Origin of the sequence: Vibrio sp. Hep-1b-8 (assembly GCF_006124995.1) — a bacterium.
Classification (GTDB): domain Bacteria; phylum Pseudomonadota; class Gammaproteobacteria; order Enterobacterales; family Vibrionaceae; genus Vibrio.
The window spans coordinates 24117-50075 of the sequence record NZ_QEWN01000138.1 but is presented as its reverse complement, the minus strand read 5'-3'; the positions used below and the strand labels follow the sequence as shown (position 1 = coordinate 50075).

The following is a 25959-nucleotide window of genomic DNA, read 5'->3' as shown; positions in this document are numbered from 1 at the left end:
TGGCAGTGATGAACTACTACCAAGAGATCACTCTATTGCCAGATGCCGACATTGCCTTGGGCTTTCTCTGGCAAAACGTCTTTCAACAGGTGCATATTGCTTTGGTGGAGCACAAAGTGGCTAGTAACCAATCTTTGGTTGCGGTCGGTTTTCCTGATTATCGTCAAGCGCAGTTTCCGCTTGGCAGTAAGTTGCGTCTCTTTGCAAAAGAGCAAGCGACATTGGAAAAGTTGGATATCCACCGCTGGCTAACTCGGCTAGAAGACTATGTGCACATCAAAGGGGTCAAACCCGTACCAAACGATGTGACTTACGTAAGCTTTGTACGCAAGCAGGTGAAATCGCCCGAACGAATAGAGCGGGATATGCAGCAAAAAGCCGAACTATGGGCAGCAAAATCCGGTAAACCGCTGGTGGAATGTTTAGCGGATTTGCAACAAAGCAAGCCGAAAGCTTTGTGCTCCTTGCCCTTTATTTACTTGCATAGCCAGCAAACCAAGCAACGCTCACCAGAAAGAAACAGCAAGTTTCCGCTGTTTATTCAGATGCAGCAGCAAAGTACATCACAAGATGGGAGCTTCGATTGCTATGGTTTGAGCAGCAAAACGCATGGGCAGTCAGTATTGGCGACCGTACCGCACTTTTAAATTGAACGAAAAAAGGTAGTTTTACCCTTTATTTTTACTCTTTAAAAATGTGCTTTAAATACAAATGGTTGCAGCAGGCGGTTTTTAACAAGGTAAAATGACAATTTTTATCCTAATAGCCTGTTGCAGCTTATTTTTATTGGTTTATTCTATTGTTCACTGCCGCACAGGCAGCTTAGAAAACTCGTTTTTGACAGATTACTTGGCACAACTAGTTCACTGCCGCACAGGCAGCTTAGAAATTTTGGTAGCAAAGCAGGCGCAGGCGGTGGAAGTTCACTGCCGCACAGGCAGCTTAGAAAAAAACAAGGAGCTACTAAAATGACCATGACCCGTTCACTGCCGCACAGGCAGCTTAGAAAACAAACGGATTCACTTACATCACTTTGCAAGCGTTCACTGCCGCACAGGCAGCTTAGAAATTCTCAAAGTCAAACTTTTTGTACTCAGTAATGTTCACTGCCGCACAGGCAGCTTAGAAAGCCAACCCAAACTTACACGCCGCCAAGACCGGGTTCACTGCCGCACAGGCAGCTTAGAAATTGATGATGCGCTTTTTCAGATGGCGACAGGCGTTCACTGCCGCACAGGCAGCTTAGAAAGTATTTACGGTCAGTATCGAACCAAACCGAAGGTTCACTGCCGCACAGGCAGCTTAGAAAGTAACCAAAAGGAGCGCTGGACGCTTAAAAGTGTTCACTGCCGCACAGGCAGCTTAGAAAATATACGAACCGTCTTGACTCGTCGGTAATGTGTTCACTGCCGCACAGGCAGCTTAGAAAACGAATGAATTCACCGATATCTGTACCGTGAAGTTCACTGCCGCACAGGCAGCTTAGAAATGTTGATTGGTACATTTGACGAGCGTTTGACAGTTCACTGCCGCACAGGCAGCTTAGAAAGCAATTGCTAAAGCACTTTCCGCAACACTTATGTTCACTGCCGCACAGGCAGCTTAGAAAGCGATATGTTCGTGATTGATTTCGCTTATCAGGTTCACTGCCGCACAGGCAGCTTAGAAATAAACGACCAGACATTTAACGATCTTTCACACGTTCACTGCCGCACAGGCAGCTTAGAAAGTAACAGGCAAGAAGGGACCGGAATCAACCAAGTTCACTGCCGCACAGGCAGCTTAGAAATAATCGCGACGATCTCTGGAACATTCCAATGAGTTCACTGCCGCACAGGCAGCTTAGAAATGGATGTTATGCCAGTCAATCCGATCATGGAGGTTCACTGCCGCACAGGCAGCTTAGAAAAGTAGGATTTGCCCCGGACACGCGCCGTGTGTGTTCACTGCCGCACAGGCAGCTTAGAAATACGTCTTCGCGGTCGTGCTGGTAAGGGTGCGGTTCACTGCCGCACAGGCAGCTTAGAAATATTGACTGGAACGACTTAGACCGATTTCGTTGTTCACTGCCGCACAGGCAGCTTAGAAATTGCAAAGAGGGTTCTGGGTGAGGATGGTCAGGTTCACTGCCGTATAGGCAGCTTAGAAACCTAGATGAGACGGATGGAGCTAGCGAAACACGCCAATCTGACCTAAGGAAGAGGTATCTCTGCCTACTTTTTTGAGTTTGGAGTATGACAGAGAAAGAGAAGTACATTCACAAATAGTTAATATTGTTATAATTCTGATACCTATACAAATTAGGCTGTCAGCGATGTTGGCAGCCTAATTCACGATGAATGTTATTGACTAGCTAGTTGCACAAATGGAAAAGTTCCCCTTCGAAGCCTCTTCGATATGGTTACTCCACCAACTTAGCATTTCTCGACGTTGGTTAAGATATAAAGCCCGGTTGTAAATACCACGAATTTGGTTTTTGTCCACGTGAGCTAGTGCTAGTTCAATGACATCATTATGAAAGAGTTTCGTTTCATTTAGCGTAGTGCTAGCCAGAGCTCTTAGACCATGGGAAACCAAACGGTCTTTAAAACCCATACGTTTCAGAGCAATGTTAGCTGTTTGGCTGTTACTCGGCCTCATCGGGTCTTTATAGGAAGCGAATATGTATTCGCTTCCACCATTTATTTTTTTCATCTCATTCAACAGATTTAAAGTCTGTGGGGTTAGAGGCACTAGGTGATCCCTTCTTTTTTTCATTCTATCTGCTGGAATAACCCATAGATTTTCATCCCAATCAATTTCATCCCAACGAGCTTGCGCTGTCTCAATAGGTCGGGTCATGGTATGCAGTTGCCATTCAATCATACATCGAGTGGTATACATGATACTGGCCCGTCCTAGGGTTCTCATTAACTCAGGAAGTTCGTCGGCACTTATTGATTTCATATTGGTGACGGTAGGTTTCAAGAACGCAGAACTGATTTTGGCTAAAGGGTTGTACTCAATAAGTCCCTTATTCTGAGCAAAACTCATAATTTTGTTCACACGTTGGCAGATCTTTTTCAGTGTTTCTATCGCACCTAGAGCCTTCTTTCGTGCATTTGTTAGGAAAAGGCTAGGGTAACTACCAAACGTCATGTTGGCGCGTTTACCGTTATGTAGACATGTATAGTTGAATAACCACGTTTTTGTACCTATTTGTGTACCTAAACTTCTAAGCCAGTACGAGTCAGGAAAAGACGTTAAGAGAATACAATCCCTTGCAATAGCTAGCTTTAGATACAAAAAAAGACGTCCTAGGACGTCTTTCTTCTTGAATTTGGCTCCCCCTGCGGGACTCGAACCTGCGACATACGGATTAACAGTCCGCCGTTCTACCAACTGAACTAAGGGGGAATTGCATTTTGCGCTGCGAATGTTAGCGAGCACCTATTCAGGTGTCAACTATCAAACGGCAAAATAAGTGAATTAAAATGTAGAAAAAAGTCTTTACTTTTCTGTAGCTCTTATCCACCAAGGGCTATATTTACTTATCCACCAAAACTGTGGATAAGTGTGTGTGTTAAATTTGAGTAAGTCAGATTTATGCAAGCTTGATGGAATTGATGCTCAGAGAGTATTGGATCTAATGGCTTACTAAATAAGGATTTTTAGAATTTATTCACTTAGATTACCAACGTGAAAATCTCGGCTGTAATTGTGGGTTGAATGCAAAAATGGCAAAAAGTGTGAATAAGCTGTGAGTATTTATTCGGGTTTTTTAGAGGGAGATCTCTAGCAGGGCGAAGAATAATATCAGGATTGAAGTGAATGATCTAGCCATAAGGTACGACTTTAAGCAAAACAGCGATTAATTTTATAATCGGCTCTTGAGTCTGTATATATATACAGACACAATAGAAGCCTTCCCTCAGCTAAGGACAGAGATGTGTCATGAGTAAAGTATTTGATTTAGTGTCTGATTATCAGCCTTCTGGTGATCAACCGACTGCGATCAGCCAGTTGCTAGATGGGCTAGATGCGGGTTTAGCTCACCAAACTTTGCTGGGTGTGACAGGGTCGGGTAAGACATTTACGTTAGCTAATGTTATTGCGACGGCGCAACGTCCCGCTATTTTACTTGCTCCGAATAAAACGTTGGCCGCCCAGTTGTATGGCGAAATGAAATCCTTTTTCCCTAACAATGCTGTTGAGTTCTTTGTCTCTTACTACGATTATTACCAGCCAGAGGCTTACGTTCCAACGACAGACACGTTTATTGAAAAAGATGCTTCCGTCAATGCTCATATTGAGCAGATGCGTCTCTCAGCAACAAAAGCGCTGTTAGAGCGTAAAGATGCCATCATTGTAGCATCAGTCTCTGCGATCTATGGTTTGGGTGATCCTGAGTCTTATCTAAAGATGATGCTTCACATTCGTCGTGGAGACATGATGGATCAGAGGGATATCCTGCGTCGTTTAGCGGAGCTTCAGTACAGTCGTAATGATGTCGCATTTGAGCGAGGTCAGTTTCGAGTCCGTGGGGAAGTGATTGATATTTTTCCAGCAGAATCGGATCAGGACGCAGTGCGTATCGAGATGTTTGATGACGAGATTGACTGTATCAGTGTCTTCGACCTGCTTACTGGGGCGGTCAAGCAACGTGACTTAGCGCGATATACCATCTATCCCAAAACCCACTATGTTACGCCGAGAGATCGAATTCTTGATGCCATCGAAGAGATTAAGGTCGAGCTGGAAGGGCGCAAAAAATATTTACTAGAAAATAATAAATTGCTAGAAGAGCAGCGTATTTCCCAGCGTACCCAGTTTGACATTGAGATGATGAATGAGCTTGGGTTTTGCTCAGGTATCGAAAACTATTCCCGTTATCTTAGTGGCCGCAAAGAAGGTGAGCCGCCTCCGACGCTCTTTGACTACTTACCTCACGATGGCCTGCTCATCATTGATGAGTCCCATGTGACTGTGCCGCAAATAGGCGCAATGTTTAAAGGTGATCGCTCTAGAAAAGAAACGCTGGTGGAATTTGGCTTTCGTTTACCTTCCGCACTGGACAACCGCCCACTGAAGTTTGAAGAGTTTGAATCTTTGGCTCCCCAAACTATCTTTGTTTCTGCGACTCCTGGTAACTATGAGCTGGAGAAGTCGGATGGCGAAGTGGCCGATCAGGTAGTGCGCCCAACGGGTTTGCTTGATCCCGAGTTGGAGGTTCGTCCGGTTGCAACTCAGGTTGATGATCTTCTCTCAGAAATTCGTATTCGTTCAGCCAAGGATGAACGAGTACTTGTGACTACGTTAACTAAACGTATGGCTGAGGATCTCACAGAGTACCTCACTGAGCATGATGTAAAGGTTCGCTACCTTCACTCAGATATTGATACTGTAGAACGGGTAGAAATCATTCGTGATTTACGTCTTGGTGAGTTTGATGTGCTTGTCGGTATCAACTTATTGCGAGAAGGTCTTGATATGCCTGAAGTCTCTTTAGTGGCGATTTTAGATGCGGATAAAGAAGGCTTCTTACGCTCCGAGCGCTCACTGATTCAGACCATAGGTCGTGCAGCGCGAAATGTTGCTGGCAAAGCGATTTTGTATGCGGATCGGATCACTAAATCGATGGAAAAGGCGATGGATGAGACCAACCGTCGTCGAGAGAAGCAGCAAGAGTACAACCAGAAAATGGGTATTGAGCCTCAAGCGCTTAAGCGTAATGTCAAAGACATTATGGAACTGGGTGATATTGCTAAGAGCAAGAAGCAGCGAGTGAGCAAAACCGTGCCGTTGTCTAAAGTGGCTGAGCCCTCACAAAGCTACGATGTCATGACACCGCAGCAGCTTGATAAAGAGATCGCGAAGCTTGAAGCGCAGATGTATCAACATGCTCAAGATCTGGAGTTTGAACTGGCGGCGGAGAAGCGTGATCAGATAGATCGGTTAAGACAAAAGTTTATTACTAACAGCTAATTGGTTGGTGCAGGACTAAAAAAATAGCCAATAGAAATCTTTAATCTATTGGCTGTAATTTGTGAATATAAAATTCACTAACAACGTCAGTTGGCTAGGTGACCCGTTAGGGTCATTGAAATTGATAGCATATAGTGTGCCAAAATTTTTGCGGTCAAAATGAGCCATATTTCACTCAAATAGGTCATTTTTGGGTATTTGAATTGCAAATTGCAAAGCGCAATGCAATGATTATACAAGATGCAAACAAACCATTGGCTAGGTTATGCAACATAACACTCAAACACAAAAATCAAAATATCTGCTTATGGTAGAGGATACGGCTTCCGTGGCTGCACTCTACCGCTCTTATCTTACTCCACTTCAGATCGACATCAACATCGTCGGCACTGGGCGTGATGCTATCGAAAGTCTCAACTTTCGAACCCCTGATTTGATCCTTCTTGACCTACGTTTGCCTGATATGACAGGCATGGATGTACTTCATGCGGTTAAAGAGAAGAACCCAGATGTTCCAGTTATCTTTATGACTGCACACGGTTCAATTGATACTGCGGTTGAAGCAATGCGCCATGGCGCTCAGGATTTTTTGATTAAGCCCTGTGAAGCGGACCGTTTGCGTGTCACCGTGAACAATGCTTTACGCAAAGCGAATAAGTTAAAGAACGAAGGTGACAGTCTTTCAAGCCAAGGTTATCAAGGTTTTATTGGCAGTAGCCAAACCATGCAAGCGGTCTATCGAACCATAGATTCCGCAGCGGCGAGTAAGGCGAGCATCTTTATAACTGGCGAAAGTGGCACCGGTAAAGAAGTGTGTGCAGAAGCGATTCACGCGACAAGCAAACGTGGGGATAAACCTTTTATAGCGATTAACTGTGCTGCAATCCCGAAAGATCTGATTGAAAGTGAGTTGTTTGGTCATGTTAAAGGGGCATTTACTGGTGCCGCGACTGACCGACAAGGTGCAGCTGAGTTGGCAGATGGTGGTACGCTATTCCTCGATGAGTTATGTGAGATGGATCTAGAGTTGCAAACGAAACTGTTGAGATTCATCCAGACAGGTACCTTCCAAAAGGTCGGATCCTCTAAGATGAAAAGTGTCGATGTACGTTTTGTATGCGCAACGAACCGCGACCCTTGGAAAGAGGTGGAGGAAGGGCGTTTTCGCGAAGACTTGTACTACCGCCTCTACGTTATCCCACTTCATCTACCTCCTTTGAGAGAACGTGGTGATGATATCATTGAGATTGCGTACTCTCTATTGGGCTTTATGTCTAAGGAAGAGGGGAAAGATTTTGTCCGGTTAGCACCGGATGTTGTTGAACGTTTTGCTCGCTACGAATGGCCTGGTAACGTGCGTCAGTTACAGAACGTATTGCGCAACGTTGTAGTGCTCAACAACGGCAGGGAAATATTGTTAGAGATGTTGCCACCACCGTTGAATAAGCCTGCGACCAATGAGATTAGAGCCCCATTAGCGCAAAGCGAAACGGTCTCGGTACAAGATATCTTCCCTCTATGGTTGACCGAGAAAAGTGCGATAGAGCAAGCCATTAAAGCGTGTGATGGCAATATTCCCAAAGCCGCTGGCTATTTAGATGTCAGTCCGTCGACTATCTACCGTAAGCTACAGGCTTGGAACGCGAAGGAAGTGCAATAGTGGATATTTTGAACCAAAGTAAGATTGACAGGCTGGCGAGTGAGATTGGCCCTGAAAACGTGCCTGTGTTGCTAGAGATATTTTTGAACGAGCTTGCTATGTATATTGAGACCTTATCTCAACAAGAAGGGGAAGGGCTGCAGGCGTATCTCAAGGAAATCAGCCACGCTTTAAAGAGCAGCGCCGCAAGTTTTGGGGCAGAAGCGTTGTGTGCTTACTCGATTGAACTTGATGCGCGAGGAAAGACGGGCGCGACGCTTGAGCTTGCTGATCACAAAGACAAAATGCTATCTCTGCTCAATCAAACTGAGCAGAGATATCAACAATTACTCACACAGTAAGTATTCTATTGCTTGTTGGAGTTTGCTTCGGTCATGGCGCCAATCACGGTTTGGTGATGCTAACGGCGTCGTGACGCAGTTCCACTCTTCAAGTTCTGGATGAGGCTCTTCACCCAGCACTACGTCAATTCGTCGGCCTTGGCATGAGCGCTCACACCATTCGAGCTTCTCTTGAAGTGTCATTTTTCCTGCAGGGCCGTGTTCGGCAGAGAGGTTTTCTACGAAGACCAATTTTGCCTTACGGTTATTGGCAATCGCACGACCAATCTCCGGCAGCAGTAATGGCGGCATGATACTGGTCAAAAAGCTACCTGGGCCGAGAATAATAGCATCGGCCTGTTCGAGTGCGATAACACCTTCTTTTGTGGCGGGTACTTCGGGTTCCAAATCCAGCCTGAGAAGTTTATCCGGCATCTCGTCAACACTGGTTTCTCCGGTCACCCAACGCCCGTTCGGTGCCAATGCCTTTAGATCTGAAGGATGTTCCGACATAGGAATGATATTCACATCGACTTTCAGCATATTGCGTATAAGATTTGTGGCGTCTAATGGACGAACGGAAAGGTTGTCAAGTGCCGTCAGCATCAGGTTGCCGAGATTATGGCCATCGAGTTCGCCTGCGCCTTTAAATCGATATTCAAACATCATTGAACTGATGGAAGGGTCGGTAATCAACTGGTTGATACAGTTACGTGTATCTCCCCAAGCTATCCCTCCCTGACAATGGCGGATCCGTCCTGTCGAACCACCATTATCTGTGGTTGCGACGATACCCGTGGCGTTGCTGCCAAAATCCTTTAGCGCCGCAAGCATGCGACCAAGGCCATGGCCTCCACCGACTGCGACGACTTTCTTGCTAGCGTAAACTGTCATGCTGAGCTTCTATTTTATTCATAATCAACTACAATTTAGATTATTGCATTAACATCAAATACTCAATAATAGGTAATTTGGGCTCTAAGCATGATTTTTTCGTTTAGAGGGTAGAATCACGTACAATTATTAAGTATTTTAATGTAAAGCTACTACCCAATATAGGGGTAGTTGCCATAACTCCGAGCTCACAAAGCTAAGTTCATACTGAATAAGCGTTTTGAGCCAGTGGCGCGTTGTCACAAGGGCATAATTGGAAATGATTATGCCTCCCGTGTTTGGAAAGGTGTTCCGTGGCGCAACAATTCGAAGATAGATTTCATCGCAAGTTTTACTACTTGCGTCTTTCTGTTACAGATGTCTGTAACTTTAAATGCACATACTGCCTGCCTGATGGTTATCAACCTTCCGGGCAAAAAAACTCGTCTTTTCTAGCCTTACCAGAGATTAAGCGTGTCGTACGCGCGTTTGCTGATTGTGGCGCGTCAAAAGTTCGTATCACTGGTGGTGAGCCGAGCTTACGCAAAGATTTCACCGACATAATTCATACCATCGCCTCGACTGACGGTATTCAAAAAGTTGCAACTACGACCAATGGCTATCGTATGGATAAGCAGGTCGCTGAATGGAAGCAAGCTGGTCTTACTCACGTCAATGTGAGTGTTGATAGCTTAGATCCTCGTATGTTTCATCAGATCACAGGTGAGAACAAGTTCACTCAGGTTATGGCAGGAATTGATCGAGCGTTTGAAGTGGGCTATGAGCAGGTCAAAGTAAATGTTGTGTTGATGAAAGATCTCAATGCTCACGAGTTACCTGCCTTTCTAAACTGGATTAAAGACAGACCGATTCAATTACGTTTTATCGAATTAATGAAAACCGGTGAAATGGATGAATTATTTAAGCGCCACCATGTTTCAGGCATTGCGATTCGTAATCAACTGATTGCAAATGGTTGGTTACTTAAAGTCCGTGATAAAAACGATGGTCCGGCGCAAGTCTTTGTCCACCCTGATTACCAAGGCGAAATCGGCTTGATTATGCCGTATGAAAAAGACTTCTGTGAAAGCTGTAATCGTTTGCGAGTATCGGCAACGGGTAAGCTTCACTTGTGTCTATTTGGTGATCATGGCATCGAGTTACGCGACTTGCTTCAGCAAGATACGCAAGAAACCGAGCTAATTGAACGAATTCAAGCACAGCTGCAAACCAAGTCGGTCAGCCACTTCCTTCACGATGGAAATTCAGGTATGACCCCGCACTTGGCCTCAATTGGCGGCTAATACACATCAACAAACATATAACGCACTTCAGTGACAGCAGGGTGCGAACATTACTTTGAAAAATATAGGTGAACAAATGGGTCACGCAGAAAGCAAATTCCAACCAGCAAACATTGCAGTTTTAACCGTTTCAGATACTCGTACTGAAGAAAACGATACGTCAGGCGGCTTCTTAGTTGAAAACGCTAAAGAAGCAGGTCATAACGTGGTTGATAAGCAGATTGTTATCGATGATATGTACAAAATCCGCGCTATCGTTTCACAGTGGATTGCGGATGAAAATGTTCAAGCGATTATGATTACTGGTGGTACAGGCTTTACTTCTCGTGACAGTACACCAGAAGCACTGAAGCCATTATTCGACAAAGAAGTTGAAGGCTTTGGTGAATTGTTCCGTATGGTTTCATACGAAGAGATTGGCACGTCAACCATTCAATCACGCGCGATCGCCGGTTTTGCTAACCACACGGTTATTTTTGCGATGCCTGGTTCGACAGGCGCTTGCCGCACGGGTTGGACTAAGATCATCAAGCAGCAGCTAGACGCTAGCCACCGTCCTTGTAACTTTATGCCTCACCTATCGGTATGATTTTTGGAGCGAACAATGAGCGAGTTGACTCATATTAACGCTTCCGGTGAAGCAAACATGGTTGATGTATCGGCTAAGGCAGAAACAGTGCGTGAAGCTCGTGCAGAAGCTTTTGTCCACATGGCCGCTGACACTCTAGAGCTGATTGTCTCTGGTCAGCATCATAAAGGTGATGTATTTGCTACGGCGCGAATCGCAGGGATTCAAGCAGCGAAGAAAACGTGGGATCTTATTCCACTGTGCCACCCTCTATTGCTTTCTAAGGTTGAAGTGCAGCTAGAAGCGATTGAAGCAGAAAATATGGTACGAATTGAATCTGTATGTAAGTTGTCAGGCAAAACTGGCGTTGAGATGGAAGCGTTGACTGCTGCATCGGTCGCGGCACTGACGATTTACGACATGTGTAAAGCGGTACAGAAAGACATGGTCATTGGACAGGTTCGCTTACTGGAAAAAACAGGTGGCAAATCGGGTCACTTTAAGGTGGAACAATGATTAAAGTTCTTTTTTTTGCACAGACGCGTGAACTTGTTGGCAAGGATGAACTTGAGCTAGAGGGTGACTTTGCTACTGTTGAAGCCATTCGCGCGCATCTCGTTCAGCAAGAAGGTAAGTGGGACTTAGCTCTGGAGCCGGGTAAACTGCTGGCCGCGGTTAATCAATCGATTGTACCTTTGGATCATCCGATTCAATCTGGTGACGAAGTGGCCTTCTTCCCGCCAGTTACTGGGGGATAAACATGGACAGTCGTGTATCGGTTCAGTTTGAAGATTTTTCTCTCAGTGATGAATATCAGGCGTTATCGGATGGTACTTCAGCTGGTGCTGTGGTGACGTTTGTTGGTAAGGTTCGTGATATAAACCTTGGCGATAATGTTACTGGCTTATCGCTCGAGCATTATCCTGGTATGACTGAAAAGGCACTAGGTGAAATCTGTGATGAAGCAGAGCGACGTTGGCCACTTTTAAATATCCGAGTCATTCACCGTGTTGGAGATTTGGATATCGGTGATCAAATCGTGTTTGTTGGTGTGTCGAGCGCTCACCGTGGCGCGGCCTTCGATGCGTGTGAGTTTGTGATGGATTATCTTAAAACCAAAGCCCCCTTTTGGAAAAAAGAACGCACCACAGATACCACGCGTTGGGTCGAGTCAAGAGACTCTGACGCCAAAGCTGCTGAACGCTGGCAGCAGAAATAGTGACAGAGCGAGTTGCGAGAATGAAAGCTTCCTTAGGGAAGCTTTTTTATTGTTTATTACAACAGCGAAAGAGTCTCTCTGGCAAGATCTGAAACTGTGGTTGTTGGATTAAATTTTTTCTAGTCATAGCATGTCATTTGCAGGGCATTTGATAGGCGGATGGCGAGCGAATACGGATGTTCAGAAGCATTGTAAGTGGTGGCGTGAGGTTTAATAGACTTAGCCTATTGCAAAAATTGTTGATTTCCATTTAGTAAAATCAAGAAATTAGACAACAATTACAATATACAGCAAAGCTTGCACGCAAGGAGACACAGATGGAATCATTAAAAGTAAAAGACTACATGACCCTGCAAGCGGTAACCTTTACCCCAGAGATGTCATTGACGGCAGCTCTCGACAAGGTAATGAATTCACGCTATCTAGGTGGTCCAGTTATTAACGAGCAGAAAGAGGTCATCGGTTTTCTTTCTGGGCAAGATCTACTCGATAAACTCATTAATGTGAGTTACTACTGTCAGGACAGTCACATTGTTGCAGATTGTATGCATCGTGAAGTGCTATCCGTTACGTCTGATACATCGATTATTGAGTTGGCAGAGATGATGAAGGTAGGGCGTCCGAAAGTCTATCCTGTCATTGACGCGGGTAAACTGGTCGGCATCATTACGCGACGAGATGTGCTCAGAGCGATAGGCAAAAATATTGAGGATTGCTTTAAACATCCTGTATAACAGTTAGAACATGAAAATAATAAGAGGTGCCACGAGCACCTCTTGTTGTTTTTCCATCAAGCTCAAAAGGGAAGCGTATGTCCGATCAGAGTGCTAAGTTTGTTCAGGGGTCAACCATGCGTCACATACTCGTGATGTCGGGGCCGGCGCAGGCATCCGTTTTCGCTCAATTTACTGTGCTGTTTTTCTCAATCTTGGTAAAGCAACGTTGGGACGCTGCCCTTTGTCCACTTAGGGGCAATGTGGTTTGGCGCGTTCGGCGTGTCTTGAACATGCGACCTCTGATCCCGCTATTACCAGTGTGAACAGCCAGCCTTTCTGTAGTCATGATGCCGTGCTCATTGATGATGTTGCCACAACCACAGATGTTACAGAACAAAATCGAGAAAAAGGTTGACCTTGGAGCTAGCTCTAAGGTTTACACTTCGAGTGTACAGTGAACGGAGATAAACATATGTGCACAAAACACAAAGCATGTCAGTCAACCAAAATGGCACCAGTTCCAAGCCAATCTGGTTCTTGCGCTAGCCCAAATATTTCGTCAATTAAAATGGCCGGTGTCGAAACTACAGAAGCGGGCTGTTGCAGCTCGAACAGTTGTAGCAGCGGCTCAGACCCTAGTGAAGATGAGGGTGAACCCAGTCTTTCTACACGTTTTACTCAAAGCTGGATAATTGAAGGGATGGATTGTCCATCTTGCGCAAGAAAAATTGAGACCGCAGTAAACCGAGTAAGTGGTGTTGCTGAAGCCAAGGTACTGTTTGCGACCGAAAAGCTCATCGTTAAAACCGATAGCGCTAGTGTCATTCAGTTAGTTGAGCAAGCCGTCATTGATAGCGGATTTACATTTTCTAGCGCTAGCACGCGTGAAGACAAAAAACGTTCACAGGGCTGGAAGTCGGTATTTATTCAGAACAGTCAAATCATTGCGATAGCCTCTGCTATGGCGGTCGCAGCACTCATCAACCCCTCATTTCCGCTCATCAGTGAGTGGATGTTTATCTTCACCTGTCTTGCAGGTCTTTATCCAATCAGTAAAAAGGCGATCGCCCTTGCTCGTTCGGGTACCCCTTTCGCTATTGAAACCCTGATGAGCGTTGCGGCACTTGGTGCTCTCTATTTGGGGGAGACTATCGAAGCGGCGATGGTATTACTCTTGTTTCTCATTGGCGAGCGGTTAGAAGCGTTTGCTGCCTCAAGGGCACGAAGTGGTGTGCAGGCATTGATGGAGCTAGTTCCTGAAAATGCAATCCAAATCATCGATGGTAAACGTGTTGAGGTATCAGCAAGTCAGTTGCTTCCTGGCGATGTGATTGAAGTGTCACCCGGTTCCCGTCTTCCTGCTGATGGCAAGTTACTGGCAGAGGTCGCTAGCTTCGATGAAAGTGCTTTAACAGGCGAATCTGTGCCTGTTGAACGATACCAAGATGAATCTGTCATGGCTGGCGCGGTTGTCGTGGATAAAGTTGTTCGACTGACCATTACCTCCAAACAGGGTGAAAACGCTATTGATCGTATTCTTCACCTCATCGAAGAGGCGGAATCGCGTAAAGCACCATTAGAACGTTTCTTGGATAAGTTCAGTCGTTGGTATACCCCTTTGATGATGTTGGTGTCACTACTTGTCATCATCACGCCTCCGCTTCTGTTTGCTCAACCTTGGGAAACTTGGGTCTATCGAGGTTTGGCATTACTGCTTATTGCCTGTCCCTGTGCTTTGGTTATATCTACACCGGCAGCGATTACGTCTGGGCTTGCGGCGGCAGCTAGGCGTGGGGCGTTGATCAAAGGTGGGGCAGCTTTAGAGCAGCTTGGAAAAATCGACACAGTCGCCTTCGATAAAACGGGTACCTTAACCAAAGGTAAACCAGAAGTGACCGATCTTATTGCCTTTGGTGAATGGACCGAAATGACCTTAATGGAGAAAATTGCTGCTATTGAAGTCGGCTCAAGTCATCCATTGGCGGTGTCTCTAGTGAACAAAGCCAAACTCATGGGCATTGACATTCCTGAAGCCAAAGATAAGCAAGCTTTGGTTGGCAGTGGTGTTCGAGGTGTCGTTGATAATGTTGAATATCAGGTTACAGCACCAAGTAAAGTGACTCTTCCACTTAGTGAAAATTGGCTGACGCAGATTGAAGGGTTAGAGCAGCAAGGTAAAACCGTTGTGGTCGCGATTGAAAATCAAGCAAGAGTAATGGGGGTAATTGCGTGGCAAGATACCTTGCGAGATGATTCGGCACAAGCGGTTAAAGCGTTACAAAAATTGGGTGTTCGCTCTATCATGTTGACGGGTGACAACCCTCGCAGTGCACGGGCTATTAGCTCAATGATCGGTATTGACTACCAGGCTGGTCTGCTGCCACAAGATAAGGTGAGTTACGTTGAACAGCTATCGGCGGTCGATAATGTCGCCATGGTTGGAGACGGTATTAACGATGCTCCAGCGATGAAAGCGTCAAGTATTGGTATTGCCATGGGGGGTGGTACTGATGTAGCACTAGAAACGGCCGATGCAGCTTTGACTCATAACCGCTTGACTGAGCTTGCTGGAATGATTGAGTTATCGAGATCAACGTTAGGCATAATTCGTCAAAATATCGCTTTGGCACTCGGTTTAAAAGGTGTCTTCCTTATTACCAGCTTGCTCGGCTTAACGGGTTTGTGGGTGGCGGTACTGGCTGATAGTGGCGCGACAGCGATAGTGACACTCAATGCGTTGCGATTGCTAAAGTTTAAGTCCCAACTCGATTAGTGGATAGAACAATAAATAGCCCTTACATTTATGATGTAAGGGCTATTTTTTATGCAACTGACAAATTGGATTTGCTAAAAATTGTGATCGAAAACGATTTTGTTTGCAATGTGCATTTTTGTTGCGATCATTGTTGTGATCAATGTCACTATAAAGCTCTTGGTAGTTGGTTACAGTATGTTCTGTACCCGATGAATTTATAGAGCGAATGGTAAAATTTAATCAACCAAATTTCGCCACAATAAGGAGTCCCCTATGTCTCAAGCTGTATTCCACCTTGGTGTTACTGAATCTGATCTCGCTGGCGCAACATTAGCGATCATTCCTGGTGACCCAGCACGCGTTCAAAAAATTGCAGAAGAAATGGAGAACCCAGTTTTCCTTGCTAGCCACCGTGAATACACACTTTACCGTGCAGAGCTTGATGGCAAGCCTGTTGTCGTATGTTCAACTGGTATTGGTGGCCCTTCTACTTCTATTGCAGTTGAAGAATTAGCGCAACTTGGCGTTCGTACCTTCCTACGCGTAGGCACGACTGGTGCAATTCAACCACACGTTAACGTGGGTGACATGATTGTCTCTACAGGTTCTGTTCGTCTTGATGGTGCAAGTTTGCACTTTGCTCCAATGGAATTTCCAGCGGTAGCAGACTTTGAAGTTGCGACAGCAATGAAAGCAGCGGTTGAAGAAAGTGGCGCTACGGTTCATATGGGCGTAACGGCATCAAGTGACACATTCTACCCAGGCCAAGAGCGTTACGATACTTTCTCTGGTCGTGTTGTTAAGCGCTTCCAAGGCTCTATGAAAGAGTGGCAAGAGATGGGTGTTCTCAACTTTGAAATGGAATCTGCAACACTTCTTACTATGTGTGCAAGTTCTGGTCTTAAAGCTGGCTGTGTAGCGGGTGTAATCATCAACCGTACTCAGAAAGAAATCCCGGATCATTCAACTCTAAAAGAGACAGAAGCTCGTTCAATCAAAGTGGTAGTTGAAGCTGCACGTAAGATGCTGTAAAGATTACAGTGACTGAATAGATAAGGCCCTGCGTTGATACGCAGGGCCTTTTTATTTATTTCGGATTATCGGTTACGCGCCGGATTTGTTTGTTTTTAACCAAGCAAGCGAGCTTGCTCGGCTGCTTCTTCATTGAGCAGAATGGTTTGTGCACGCTTGAAGAAGTTAAAGTCAGTTGCTGTGGCACTCGTGTAAGCGCCCATCATGCGGCTGACAATTAAGTCACCATTGCTCAGTTTTGGCAGCATGATGTTTTCCGCAATAACATCAATGCTATCGCATGTAGGGCCTGCTAGAATGCTCGGTAGCCACTCTCCATCCTGTTTTATCGTCGTGAGAGGGTATTTAGCATCATCAAACATCAAACCACTGAATGAACCGTAGATACCATCATCTATGTAGTACCAAATCTGTCCATCACGCTCTGCTTGTCCCATCACTGATGCAACACCCGTCATTGCTTGAGCAACAATAAAGCGCCCTGGTTCGGCAATAACCTGAACCGTTTCTGGTAGCTGGTTTAAAGCCGCATTGATCGGCTGGCAAAACAGTTCAATCGGCATTACCTGAGTGTTATAACTCACAGGGAATCCGCCACCGATGTCAAGAGTACTTAACGCAGGTAAACCATGCTCAACAACTTGCTCCATGAGGTGCTTACAGGTGTCGATTGCGTCAACGTATTTCTGTGGATTCATGGTTTGTGACCCAACGTGGAACGAGAGCCCCTTAATACGAATATTCCACTCTTGAGCTTGCGCAATTAGCTCTAGCGCTTGTTGAGGAGTACAGCCAAACTTCTTCGAAAGATCTGCGAATGCTTCTGAGTTACGAAAGCTCAGGCGCACGAGCAATTCCACTTCGTCACGGTAGGCGATGAATTTTTCTAACTCGTTAATGTTGTCGACAACAAAAACACGGCAACCATACGCCAGTGCGTCACGAATATCACGGTCACGCTTGATTGGGTGAGTATGGATAGTACGCTCTGCTGGTACACCTTGCTCTGCCACTAGGTCAACTTCACCACTGGTTGCTAAGTCAAAACTGGCTCCTTCAGCCAATAGTGTCTGTACAACGGCTGGGTGTGGAAGTGGCTTAAGTGCAAAATGCAAAGTGACATTAGGTAGTGCGTTGCTTAGGGCACGATATTGTTGGCGAACAATACTACAATCTAGCAGCAGCAGTGGTGCGCCAAATTGCTCTACCGAGGATTGAATAAGTTGAGATTCTGGTGCAGATAGAGCACCAGCAGAATAAGATTGAAAATCTAAAACAGAGTGAGCAGCAGCCATAGCCAGTCTCCAACAAGTTATAGGCATGTTTCAATGTGATGACAAAGAAACATGGAGCGTCAAAAAATGCGCAAAGCGCAGTCAAAGTCACTCTTGGATAGTTGCTCTATCGCCTTGCCACAAATCTGCTGTGATGTACTCGGATTGGCTATCATCAAGAAGCAAAGTGATAGTAAAAGCATCAATCTTTGCAATCAATAGCTGGATGAACAAAAGAAAGTGAATAATTTTTGTTGCTACGACAGGGAATGTTTGTTTTGCAAGCAACTCTTCTCCACAAATGCTCTCCAAAAAGGGTACTCCCTCCACTAATGGGCACTAATGGCGATAAGTTCGATGTGGTCCATAAGACGATATGGGATACCATTAATCTGTTTATTGGCCTTACGACAAGTCTTGAGGCGTCTGTCCTCTCAAGAAATACTCAAGAAATAGAAATGGGTAGCGTGCTTGCTACCCATTGTTGAGTGTCGTGTTGACGGCTTAGCACTTGGCGTTAACTAAATGCGATTTTAGGTAACGGCAGATAGAGACTTTCTGTCATGTCAGACAACATTTGGTCATACACTTGCGAGATAACCAAGGATATGTCTGTGGTTAGTTGGTAAAGCTCGTCACTGGTCATCTCTAGTGCATCATTGGCGTTGAGTTCTGTCAGTGTATGCATTGCCTTGGAACTCAATGGTGACGCAACAGAAAGCGGGCTAATCAATGAAAGTTGGCTCAGTTTGCGTCGAGTTTTATCACAGTAGTATTTCACTCGCACCATACCTTCAGGATGGTCAAGATCCTGAACTGATATTCTTAGTTGGGTGAGCGTCTCCATACTATCGAGTACCTGCTGCCAGTTCATATGATATTCGTCACTAATGTCTTCTCGGCCAGATTCAATTAGCCATGCAATCGCGATTTCATCCATTAAAAACATACAGTGGCGAATGGTTTTGCCGTGAATAATCTGATTCCGTGCCACTGTTCGGTGTTGCCACTCTTGGTGCAGAGATTTGAGCTTTAATTGCAAAATTCGATACATTGGCTTGTTTTCGAACTGGGCTGTAGCGATAAGTGTATTGGAGTGGTCCATCATCGAATCGAAAATGCCCGCCAGTGTGTTTTGTTGGCGCTCAAAATCTTGGCTAGTCAATGCTTGATGTGTGATGGCTCTATGTTGTCGGCTAAGCAGCAATAGTTGGCGCAGCAGAACTAAAATCTCGAATTTTCGTTCAAGACCGGAATGACGTTTCTTTGAATGGTGAAATAGGGTTGCAAGAACCGTCAGGGACAAGATTAGTGAAAAAAGCACGAACATAACTTACTCCTTGTTAATGTTTACCTACAAAGTGGTGGAGCAGATATGGTGCCAATTTTAACTTTCTTAAAATTCAATCACTTAAATTTTATTATTGAATTATTTTGAACCGATTTGGTGCATAAAGCACTGATAATGTGAGGGACATAAAAAAACCCCACTCGATGAGTAGGGCTCTGAGTTAGACGATTTATTCAGTTTACATGACGCGCATGCCAGGCTGAGCGCCTTCGTGTGGTTCAAGGATCCACAATTCGCTGCCACCAGGGCCAGCGGCTAGGATCATACCTTCAGACATACCAAACTTCATTTTGCGAGGTTTTAGGTTTGCTACCATTACGGTTAGCTTACCTTCCAGTTCTTCAGGTTTGTAAGCCGATTTAATGCCCGAGAAAACCTGACGAGTTTCACCGCCGATATCAAGCTGGAACTTGAGTAGCTTGTCTGCTTTTGGCACTTCTTCACATGAGATAATACGTGCGATACGCATATCCACTGCAGCGAAAGCGTCAAATTCAATCTCGTCAGCGATTGGATCTTTGTCGAGTTCTGTTTGGCTAGCTTGGTTCTTTTCAGCTTCAGCTTTCTCTTTCGCTGCTACTTCAGCGGCAGCATCTTGCTTAGACGCTTCAACCATATCTTCAACTTTTTTAGGATCGATGCGGTTGAATAGTGCCTTGAACTTCGTGATTTCATGAGCGGTCAGTGGCGTCGCAATGCCATCCCAAGTCAGTTCTTCGTTCAGAAATGCTTCAGTGCGCGCAGCAAGCTCTGGCATCACTGGCTTGAGGTATGTCATCAGTACGCGGAATAGGTTAATACCGACAGAACAGATGTCTTGTAGCTCTTGGTCTTTACCTTCTTCTTTCGCCACTACCCACGGTGCTTTCTCGTCAACATACTGGTTCGCTTTATCTGCTAGTGCGGTGATTTCGCGAATAGCACGACCAAACTCACGAGTTTCGTAAAGTTCTGCGATACGATCTGCCGCCGCCGCAAACTCGTTGTATAGCTCAGGTTCAGCGAAGTTTGCCGATAGCTTGCCTTCAAAACGTTTAGAAATGAAGCCAGCGTTACGAGAAGCAAGGTTCACAATCTTATTAACTACGTCAGCATTAACGCGTTGAGTGAAGTCTTCAAGGTTAAGATCCAGATCGTCGATACGGCTGTTGAGTTTCGCTGCATAGTAGTAACGCAGACATTCAGGATCTAGGTGCTCTAGGTAAGTCGCTGCCTTGATGAATGTGCCTTTCGACTTAGACATTTTTGCACCGTTAACCGTTACGTAGCCGTGTACGAATACGTTATTTGGTTTACGGAAACCACTGCCTTCTAGCATTGCTGGCCAGAATAGAGAGTGGAAATACACGATGTCTTTACCGATGAAGTGGTATAGCTCGGTCGTGCTGTCTTTTTTCCAGTACTCATCGAAGTCTAGGTCGTCACGTTTGTTACATAGATTCTTGAATGAAGCCATGTAGCCAACAGGCGCGTCTAGCCAAACATAGAAGAATTTGTCTTTCTCACCTGGGATCTCGAAGCCAAAGTAAGGCGCATCACGCGAGATATCCCATTGTTGAAGACCAGATTCGAACCACTCTTGCATCTTGTTTGCAGTTTCAGCTTGTAGCGAACCAGAGCGAGTCCACTCTTGTAGCATGCTTTCAAACTGAGGTAGGTCGAAGAAGAAGTGTTCAGAATCTTTCATTACAGGTGTTGCACCAGATACTGCTGATTTAGGATCAATCAGTTCAGTAGGGCTGTATGTCTCACCACAGTTGTCACAGTTGTCGCCGTATTGATCTTCAGACTTACACTTAGGGCAAGTACCTTTCACGAAACGGTCTGGAAGGAACATCTCTTTTTCAGGATCGAAAAGCTGAGAGATAGTACGGCTAGAGATAAAGCCATTTTTTTTCAGTTCCAGATAGATGTGAGATGCAAGCTCACGGTTCTCTTCTGAATGAGTGCTGTGGTAGTTATCAAAGCTAATATCGAAGCCAGCGAAGTCTTTTTGGTGCTCTTCACTTACTGCAGCGATCATCTCTTCTGGCGTCATACCCATCTGTTGTGCTTTTAGCATGATTGGCGTGCCGTGAGCATCGTCAGCACAGATGAAGTTTACAGTGTTGCCGCGTAGGCGTTGGTAGCGAACCCAGATGTCAGCTTGAATGTGCTCAAGCATGTGACCTAGGTGAATCGAACCGTTAGCGTACGGAAGGGCACAAGTGACCAGCAGTTTCCTTGGATCAAGAGTTCTTGGATCGTTTGCCATACTTAATATTCGCTTCTTAGGATGTATAAAAAAATAGAGAGTAATACTACCTTATCCAACCAGTGACTCCAAGGTACCAGTTACAGGAATACCCTAGTTTTTTCATGGTTCAGTCTAGGCTGACAGAGTGTTACGATTAGATGCATAAGGAGGACCTATGCGTCAATTTAGTTCAAAGCAAGATTTTTGTGATTGGTTAAACCAATTTGAGCATTCAAGCTTAGCGCCACAGTGGGCGTCAGTAGCCAAGATCGTTAGTGTCGAAGCGGCGGGCTTTAAGATAGAAATTCCTTTTGCAGCTAACGGTTTAGTTGAGGAGCTGACTGACTGGATAGCGGCTGCTCAATCGAAAGGTGAGGTGGCGTCGTTTTCGTATGACATTCTTGTTGCACCAAAAGCCCTTGAGACACACGTTGCCTCACAGGTGAAAGGGGTAAAAAATGTTATTGCTGTTACGTCAGCAAAAGGTGGAGTAGGTAAATCGACGACATCGGTAAACCTTGCACTTGCGCTGTCAAAATCTGGTGCAAAGGTCGGATTGCTTGATGCAGACATCTATGGCCCATCGGTTCCTCTTATGCTAGGGCAGACAGAGGCTCAGCCAGAAGTTAGAGATGGCAAGTGGATGCAGCCGATTGTTGCCCATGGTATTTACACACATTCAATCGGTTACTTGGTTTCAAAAGATGAAGCGGCTATTTGGCGTGGCCCTATGGCGGCGAAAGCGTTGGCTCAACTTCTCAATGAAACCGAATGGCCTGAGCTAGATTACTTAGTTATCGATATGCCGCCAGGTACGGGGGATATCCAGTTAACGCTTGCCCAGCAAGTCCCAGTCACGGGTGCGGTTATCGTCACGACACCGCAAGACCTAGCGTTGGCCGATGCGCGTAAAGGTGCAGCCATGTTTCAAAAAGTAGATGTTCCTGTGGTTGGCATTGTCGAAAACATGAGTTACCACATCTGTAGTCACTGTGGCGAAAAAGAGCACATCTTTGGTGCTGGTGGTGCAGAAAAAATGTCCAATGAGTATGGCTTAGACTTGTTAGCTCAAATCCCTCTACACATTCAAATGCGAGAAGATATCGACCGAGGCGAGCCGACAGTCGCTGCTCGACCTGAGTCTGAGCATGGAAGACAATATCTCACCTTGGCGGAAGCAGTAAGCTCGAGATTGTACTGGCAGGGCAAAGCAAAACCCGATTCAATACTGTTTACCATGGTCGAATAATCGGTCGTGTGGTCAAAAAAAGAGCGTTCATTTAGCGCTCTTTTTAATTCTTATTCCGTGTAATCGATTGCGCTGAAAACTTTTATTCCATTTACGTAAATCGGCTTAATAGCGACTGGCAACTCACCTCTTAACTCCCTATAATCAGGCGGTTTATCTAAATTTGTCCTAATACACAGAGCTCGGTTCGATGAGCACTGCTAGTATTAGCATATGACACCAATCTAATTCATCGGGTGCAAGAATAATGTCTGATAATAATCAATGCGTCATCGTCGGTATTGCGGGCGCGTCTGCTTCTGGAAAAAGTTTAATCGCTAGCACTATCTACAACGAATTACGTGCGAAAGTGGGCGATCATCAAATTGGTGTGATTACGGAAGATTGCTATTACAACGACCAAGGCCATCTGAGTATGGATGAGCGTGTAAAAACCAACTATGACCACCCAAGCGCACTCGATCATGATCTGCTGTGCCAACACCTAGAGCAGTTAGTTAAGGGACAAGCAGTAGAAGTACCTGAGTACAGCTACACTAAGCACACCCGTACAGAAAACACCACAACAATGACGCCTAAGAAAGTCATTATCCTTGAAGGTATCCTTCTTCTGACCGATCCTCGTCTACGTGACCTGATGCACGCGACGGTATTTATGGATACGCCGTTGGATATCTGTCTGCTACGTCGTGTAAAACGTGATGTAGAAGAGCGCGGCCGCACAATGGATTCAGTGCTTAAACAGTACCAAGAAACCGTTCGTCCAATGTTTATGCAGTTTATCGAGCCATCAAAGCAATATGCAGACATTATTGTACCTCGTGGCGGTAAAAACCGTATCGCGATTGACGTGCTAAAAGCTCACATTGCAAAACTTTTGAAAACTTAATACCGAATAAACGCATAAGACTTTATTTTTTATGAGATAAGTGGCACTTTTAGTGCCACTTTCTTTTTATGGTCGTCTGTTATTCTGCCACGATCATTTATACTTGGAGCTTGCCTCTTTTTTTTGGTGTGCTCACCAAGCAAGGATACTGCTGATGAAGAAACTATTACTAATAATAGCCATCCCTGTAATTGCTATTCTTGGTGCGATTATCGCGTTGGTTACCCTCGTTAACCCCAACCAATTTAAACCACTAATTGTCGAACAAGCCAAAACTCAAACTGGGTTAGATCTGGTCATCGACGGTGATATTAGCTGGCAGTTTTTCCCATCGATTGGCTTTGAGCTAGGTCAGACTGAATTGCGTAACCCGCAAGGTTTTGAACAGCTGAATATGTTTAAAGTCGATACGGTAGGGATTGATGTCTCTGTCATGCCTTTGTTTAACAAACAGCTCGAAATTGGCAACATCACACTGGATGGTGCTGCGTTCTCATTAGAAACGCTAAAAGATGGTACGCGAAATATCGATGCTCTTACTCAGGCACAAAACGCTCAGGCAGATACCGCCACTTCAGCGCCGACAACAGATGTTGCTTCTGAGCCAGCCGAGCAGAGCTCAGAAACCCCAAGTTCCGCGCCGGCTTGGAGTATCAATGTAGCGGGCGTCACAATCTCTAACGCTTCGGTTGATGTTCAGGATAAACAGGCAGGCTCGTTTACTAAACTTTACGATGTATCACTAAATCTGTCTGAATTTGCCGCAGAAAAATGGACCAAAGTCGAGTTTGCTGCCAAAGGTGAAAACAATCAGCAGAAGTTCAGTGCTAAAGGTGATGCTGAATTCAAGCTGGCTACAGGTTTCACGCAATACGCTCTGCGCAATATAAATCTCGAGGCAAGCATGAGTGATCCTGCCACTCGTATTGATAGTGTTAAGCTCGGCCTAGAGACGTTCGAGTTTGATAAAGCCAATGCGTTAACCTACTCAGTCATAGGTAATGCGGCTGGTCTTGATATTGATATGAAAGGTTCTGCTTCGTTAACTGTTGATCAGGCGATTACCAAAGTATTAATGAACAAATTGATACTAGATGCACAATTCAAAGGCGAGACTTTGCCACAATCGCCGATGAAAGTGGATATGGCATCAGACCTATCGTTTGACCTAGTTAAAAGTCACCTAAGCTTTGTACTAGAGAAATTAACTGCCAACGCACTGCAATTGGACGGCAAAGCGGATGTGACGCTCGTGGAGATTCCAAAAATTCGTTTTGCGTTGTACAGCCCTAATATTGATTTAGATGAGTTTTTAGGCCTTCATCAGCCAGCCGAAGAGCAGAAACAAGCTTCTTCTCCAGCACAAAAATCTGAACAGAAACCATCTGAAACATCGCCTGAGAAACCTGTTGAAGAGGTTGAACCTGATTTAACGGCATTAAAAACGTTGGATATAGAAGGTGATATTAGTATCGACAAATTCAAAGCGAGTAATGCCAAAATGCAGAATGTTAAAGCAAGCTTCTCTGTGAATCGTGGTGTTGCTGAACTGACTTCGTTTACGTCCAATTTGTATGAGGGCTCAATTAGTGCAACAGCACGTTTAGATGCACGTAAATCACCAGCCAGCTATACGGCTATAAAACGCATCAAAGGTGTTAAAGTGCTGCCTTTACTGAAGGATGTAGCTAACAATGAGACCTTAGAAGGGACGGGTAACATTGATGTTGACGTAAAAGGTACTAGCCTGACGCCAACTGGCATTAAGAAGAACTTAGTCGGCAATGTGGTGATTAACTTCGAAGATGGCGCAGTTAATGGTATTAACGTCGCTCAGTTAATTCGTGAGAACTATGCAAAGATCAAAGGCGAAAAAGTTGAGTCCGTTGATCAAGTGCAAAAAACTGACTTCAGTGCGATGAAAGCAACACTTAAGCTTAACAAGGGCAATGTGTCGACTAACGATTTGACCATGCAATCACCATTGCTGCGCATTCGTGGTACAGGCAGTGCCAATTACCTCAATGAAACGGTTGATTTTACCGTCAGTACATCGATTGTCAGCTCTTTAGAAGGGCAAGGTGGCAAGGACATTGATGAACTCAAAGACGTTACCATTCCTATCAATATATCTGGTCACTGGTCTGAACCTAAGTTCAAGCTCGTGTTCGATGATGTGCTGAAACAGAAAGCGGAAAAAGAAATTGATCGTGGTCTGAAAAAGCTCGATGAGAAATTAGGTGACAAAATCAAAGATGAAAAAACCAAGGAAGCGGTTAACAGCTTAATTAAAGGCTTGTTTAACTAACACCTGGCATTTTGTTATATAAAAAAAGGGCTTCTAATTTATTAGAAGCCCTTTTTTACAATTGTAAGGTTATTCTGGTCAGGTTGTTGGCTTGGTGTTCTAACCTAAGTCAATTAAATTAGAATGCCACGCATATCTCATCAATATTATCTTTATCATCAAGTTGTCCTCGCAACAGTACCCGTGATATTACAACGAAGACATGAGTACATTCATCCTCGTATCTATTGAGAGTGCCATT

Annotated in this window: 21 protein-coding genes, 1 tRNA gene, 1 pseudogene, 1 CRISPR repeat array and 1 riboswitch; of the genes and pseudogenes, 16 read left to right on the top strand and 7 right to left on the bottom strand. The window is 45.0% G+C overall.

Annotation, left to right across the window (positions count from 1 at the left end):
- Window positions 1–8: 8 nt before the first annotated feature.
- The gene (cas6f, locus tag DA100_RS19290) at window positions 9–647 is read left to right on the top strand and encodes a type I-F CRISPR-associated endoribonuclease Cas6/Csy4 (RefSeq protein WP_138973612.1); all 639 of its coding nucleotides are present in this window, start codon (window positions 9–11) and stop codon (window positions 645–647) included.
- A 154-nt stretch (window positions 648–801) separates the two neighbouring features.
- Window positions 802–2149: direct repeats of the CRISPR family, unit length 28 nt; unit sequence GTTCACTGCCGCACAGGCAGCTTAGAAA.
- A 200-nt stretch (window positions 2150–2349) separates the two neighbouring features.
- Here the strand turns inward: cas6f and DA100_RS19285 are convergent.
- Both DA100_RS19285 and DA100_RS19280 read right to left on the bottom strand, forming a co-directional pair.
- Complete coding sequence (locus tag DA100_RS19285; protein ID WP_346763726.1) at window positions 2350–3285, bottom strand: tyrosine-type recombinase/integrase; 936 nt, start codon at window positions 3283–3285, stop codon at window positions 2350–2352.
- Between the two features lie 35 nt (window positions 3286–3320).
- Window positions 3321–3396, bottom strand: a tRNA-Asn gene (locus tag DA100_RS19280).
- Window positions 3397–3933: 537 nt separating this feature from the next.
- Here DA100_RS19280 and uvrB point away from each other — a divergent pair.
- From uvrB to luxU, 3 genes are all read left to right on the top strand, one after another.
- Entirely contained in the window at window positions 3934–5964 is a 2031-nt protein-coding gene (gene uvrB / locus DA100_RS19275; RefSeq protein ID WP_138973610.1) for an excinuclease ABC subunit UvrB, read from the top strand.
- A gap of 265 nt (window positions 5965–6229) precedes the next feature.
- On the top strand, window positions 6230–7624 hold the full coding sequence (luxO, locus tag DA100_RS19270; protein WP_138973609.1) for a quorum-sensing sigma-54 dependent transcriptional regulator LuxO: 1395 nt from the start codon (window positions 6230–6232) through the stop codon (window positions 7622–7624).
- Entirely contained in the window at window positions 7624–7965 is a 342-nt protein-coding gene (gene luxU / locus DA100_RS19265) for a quorum-sensing phosphorelay protein LuxU (protein WP_138973608.1), read from the top strand. The genes luxO and luxU overlap by 1 nt, the downstream gene beginning before the upstream one ends.
- Here the strand turns inward: luxU and DA100_RS19260 are convergent.
- Window positions 7951–8838, bottom strand: coding sequence for a YvcK family protein (locus DA100_RS19260; RefSeq protein WP_138973607.1), 888 nt, complete (start codon window positions 8836–8838; stop codon window positions 7951–7953). The genes luxU and DA100_RS19260 overlap by 15 nt on opposite strands.
- A 168-nt stretch (window positions 8839–9006) precedes the next feature.
- Window positions 9007–9143: riboswitch (molybdenum cofactor riboswitch) on the top strand.
- On the opposite strand from DA100_RS19260, the gene moaA reads away from it, so the two are divergent.
- The 9 genes and pseudogenes from moaA to udp all read left to right on the top strand — a co-directional run bounded on the left by moaA (window position 9132) and on the right by udp (window position 16411).
- On the top strand, window positions 9132–10121 hold the full coding sequence (moaA, locus tag DA100_RS19255; RefSeq protein ID WP_138973606.1) for a GTP 3',8-cyclase MoaA: 990 nt from the start codon (window positions 9132–9134) through the stop codon (window positions 10119–10121). It overlaps the preceding riboswitch by 12 nt.
- Before the next feature lie 76 nt (window positions 10122–10197).
- Window positions 10198–10710 (top strand): molybdenum cofactor biosynthesis protein B, encoded by a 513-nt coding sequence (gene moaB, locus DA100_RS19250; RefSeq protein ID WP_138973605.1) that lies wholly within the window; start codon window positions 10198–10200, stop codon window positions 10708–10710.
- Between the two features lie 15 nt (window positions 10711–10725).
- Window positions 10726–11205 (top strand): cyclic pyranopterin monophosphate synthase MoaC, encoded by a 480-nt coding sequence (gene moaC, locus DA100_RS19245; RefSeq protein WP_138973604.1) that lies wholly within the window; start codon window positions 10726–10728, stop codon window positions 11203–11205.
- Window positions 11202–11447 carry a molybdopterin synthase sulfur carrier subunit gene (gene moaD / locus DA100_RS19240; RefSeq protein ID WP_138973603.1) on the top strand — a complete coding sequence of 82 codons (246 nt, stop codon included), beginning with the start codon at window positions 11202–11204 and terminating at the stop codon, window positions 11445–11447. Before moaC ends, moaD begins: the two co-directional genes overlap by 4 nt.
- Window positions 11448–11449: 2 nt before the next feature.
- Window positions 11450–11908 carry a molybdopterin synthase catalytic subunit MoaE gene (moaE, locus tag DA100_RS19235; protein WP_138973602.1) on the top strand — a complete coding sequence of 153 codons (459 nt, stop codon included), beginning with the start codon at window positions 11450–11452 and terminating at the stop codon, window positions 11906–11908.
- Window positions 11909–12225: 317 nt separating this feature from the next.
- Window positions 12226–12642 (top strand): CBS domain-containing protein, encoded by a 417-nt coding sequence (locus tag DA100_RS19230; protein ID WP_138973601.1) that lies wholly within the window; start codon window positions 12226–12228, stop codon window positions 12640–12642.
- 163 nt (window positions 12643–12805) lie between these two features.
- A pseudogene (locus DA100_RS21440) lies at window positions 12806–13039 on the top strand (hypothetical protein); the annotation flags it as partial.
- A 57-nt stretch (window positions 13040–13096) separates the two neighbouring features.
- Window positions 13097–15397, top strand: a complete 2301-nt coding sequence (locus DA100_RS19220) for a zinc/cadmium/mercury/lead-transporting ATPase (protein ID WP_138973600.1) — start codon at window positions 13097–13099, stop codon at window positions 15395–15397.
- A gap of 255 nt (window positions 15398–15652) precedes the next feature.
- Complete coding sequence (gene udp, locus DA100_RS19215; RefSeq protein WP_045953819.1) at window positions 15653–16411, top strand: uridine phosphorylase; 759 nt, start codon at window positions 15653–15655, stop codon at window positions 16409–16411.
- A gap of 95 nt (window positions 16412–16506) precedes the next feature.
- Here the strand turns inward: udp and DA100_RS19210 are convergent, their stop codons facing one another.
- The 4 genes from DA100_RS19210 to metG form a co-directional block, all read right to left on the bottom strand.
- Window positions 16507–17706 (bottom strand): type III PLP-dependent enzyme, encoded by a 1200-nt coding sequence (locus DA100_RS19210; protein WP_138973599.1) that lies wholly within the window; start codon window positions 17704–17706, stop codon window positions 16507–16509.
- Window positions 17707–17793: 87 nt separating this feature from the next.
- Window positions 17794–17997, bottom strand: a complete 204-nt coding sequence (locus DA100_RS19205; protein WP_138973598.1) for a hypothetical protein — start codon at window positions 17995–17997, stop codon at window positions 17794–17796.
- A gap of 205 nt (window positions 17998–18202) precedes the next feature.
- Complete coding sequence (locus DA100_RS19200; protein ID WP_138973597.1) at window positions 18203–19015, bottom strand: hypothetical protein; 813 nt, start codon at window positions 19013–19015, stop codon at window positions 18203–18205.
- A gap of 199 nt (window positions 19016–19214) precedes the next feature.
- On the bottom strand, window positions 19215–21290 hold the full coding sequence (gene metG, locus DA100_RS19195) for a methionine--tRNA ligase (protein WP_138973596.1): 2076 nt from the start codon (window positions 21288–21290) through the stop codon (window positions 19215–19217).
- A 157-nt stretch (window positions 21291–21447) separates the two neighbouring features.
- Between metG and apbC the strand changes: the two genes are divergently transcribed.
- From apbC to DA100_RS19180, 3 genes are all read left to right on the top strand, one after another.
- Complete coding sequence (gene apbC / locus DA100_RS19190) at window positions 21448–22521, top strand: iron-sulfur cluster carrier protein ApbC (protein ID WP_138973595.1); 1074 nt, start codon at window positions 21448–21450, stop codon at window positions 22519–22521.
- Window positions 22522–22768: 247 nt separating this feature from the next.
- A complete protein-coding gene (gene udk, locus DA100_RS19185; RefSeq protein WP_138973594.1) occupies window positions 22769–23410 on the top strand; it encodes a uridine kinase in 642 nt (213 codons plus the stop codon).
- Between the two features lie 154 nt (window positions 23411–23564).
- Window positions 23565–25718 (top strand): AsmA family protein, encoded by a 2154-nt coding sequence (locus DA100_RS19180; RefSeq protein ID WP_138973593.1) that lies wholly within the window; start codon window positions 23565–23567, stop codon window positions 25716–25718.
- Window positions 25719–25959 lie beyond the last annotated feature (241 nt).